Source organism: Methanoculleus sp. UBA413, from assembly GCF_002502935.1.
GTDB lineage: Archaea > Halobacteriota > Methanomicrobia > Methanomicrobiales > Methanoculleaceae > Methanoculleus > Methanoculleus bourgensis.
In genome coordinates this window covers 23,633-25,373 of sequence record NZ_DAQR01000093.1, presented here as the reverse complement: position 1 = coordinate 25,373, position 1,741 = coordinate 23,633, and the positions used below count along the sequence as shown (strand labels likewise).

2 protein-coding genes are annotated in these 1,741 nt (G+C 51.3%); both read right to left on the bottom strand.

All coding sequences use genetic code 11. From position 1 onward, the window contains the following. Window positions 1-81: 81 nt before the first annotated feature. On the bottom strand, window positions 82-1,092 hold the full coding sequence (locus BP858_RS07610; protein WP_214166002.1) for a cytochrome c biogenesis protein CcdA: 1,011 nt from the start codon (window positions 1,090-1,092) through the stop codon (window positions 82-84). A gap of 179 nt (window positions 1,093-1,271) precedes the next feature. Continuing rightward, window positions 1,272-1,741 (bottom strand): hypothetical protein (locus tag BP858_RS07605; RefSeq protein WP_286879213.1); only part of this gene is annotated, 470 nt, incomplete at its 5' end.

The following is a 1,741-nucleotide window of genomic DNA, read 5'->3' as shown; positions in this document are numbered from 1 at the left end:
TCATTTGAATCGTTCTCCATTTGGTGTAGTGAAATCGTTCTATGGGCGAGGGTGTGCGTCAATTGTAGATAAGATGGCCGTTTACCCCCAGAAAATGATCCAGAACCCAAATCCAATCAGAATAATTCCGCTGGCGGCTTTAATGACATCCCGATATTCTCTGATTCTGCTTGACGAACCGTATCCCCCGAGGACTCCGACACCGACGAACGGCGTGAGCACCCCCGCCCCAAAAACGAGCAGAAGCGATAGATCCTGCACGGACCCCTCGATCAAGATTTTGCTCAGCAGGACGAGAATCATCGGTGCAGCACACGGGGCCTTGACAATCGAGAATATCATGCCCAGGACGAACAAGCCGACAAGGGTGGTCGAGTGCCGTTGTATAACGGATCGGATATAACCGTCTGCAGAGAGCGGGAGCTGTATCAACCCAAGCAGGTTCAACCCGGTGAGTACCGTGATCAGTCCCGCCGCGACGGCGAGGTACGGGCCGAAGCCGCCGAGCGACATCCCCACCAACAGGAAGCAGCACCCCATGACGATGTACGCGGCGACCAGCCCCAGGCCGAATATCATGGAGTTAAGGAGGCTGCTTCTCAAGCCATTGCCCGATCCGGTGGTATACACCAGTATGAACCCGAGTATCGCCATCAGACAGGGTGAAAAGCCGGAGAAAAGACCTAGAGAATAGGCAAATGAGATGTTCCAGTTTATCGGCGGCGAGTCCGTTTCCGATTCGGCTCCGGATAACGATATCTCGATCGCCGCCCTGATGCTCTCCTCGGTGATCTCCTCTTTGGGAATTTTAATAGTGCCGTTCACGACCACGGCCGGCACATTGGTAAAGCCATATTGGAGCCACCGATCCCATCCATCCGGTGTATTGACGTCGATCCGTTCAGCAATCAGAACATCATCATAGGTTTTCTCAAAGCCGACGATAATAGAATCGGTCTGTTTACATGGGGGACATCCAGGTGCATGAAAATATTCGATGTGAATAGCAGATGCACTGGCACAGGGGATCAGACCAATGAGACCTACCACAACCGTGACGGCAACTATTACATTCATTAACCAGTGAACCATGATATCAAGGCCATTTGCCTGAGATCAGTATGCTGGAAAGTACTCTCAGATCTGTGTTTCCATGTCTATACATTCATTCGGTTCCCAATCCGTCGATTACCAAGCTTATGCTCTCCGCTATGACAAGAGGGGGAAGCAACTGATGGTAGTTTCGTATCCTGCATGGAAAAAGCACAATATCACCTTCTCTTTCTCCGACGGAACTTCAGAAAGATCAATAATGCTCCCAATACTCCGATGATACCTATTATGTACCCAAGTGCATTTTCGATCAGATGGCCCAAGACGATGATCAGCAGCGGTGGAGGTGGTCCACTGCGAATGGTCACGTTCAGAGATTTTTCCGCTTGGTTTCCGAGGTTATCGGTCGCTATGACCGTGATTTTGTTCTTCCCCGAAGAAACCGGTACAGGGCATGCGAACTCCGTCCCGTTCCCACACGAAACCTCCCCTATTTCGCTCTGGATGACCACGCTCCGTATACCGGAAGGGGCATCGACCTCGCCATGAACCGTAACGTGAGGCGGAACGACGTCGATCCAGACTTCATCACCCTCTTTCGGGAAGGTGATGATGAGATTTATCTCCTCATCGCCGGGTGCCGGGTTTATTGCAGGAAACGCAATGATCATCAGTACGGCAACAATCA

Bases quoted from the DNA above. Each gene is read 5' to 3' on its own strand.
- BP858_RS07610 (WP_214166002.1), bottom strand. From the start codon at position 1,092: ATGGTTCACTGGTTAATGAATGTAATAGTTGCCGTCACGGTTGTGGTA.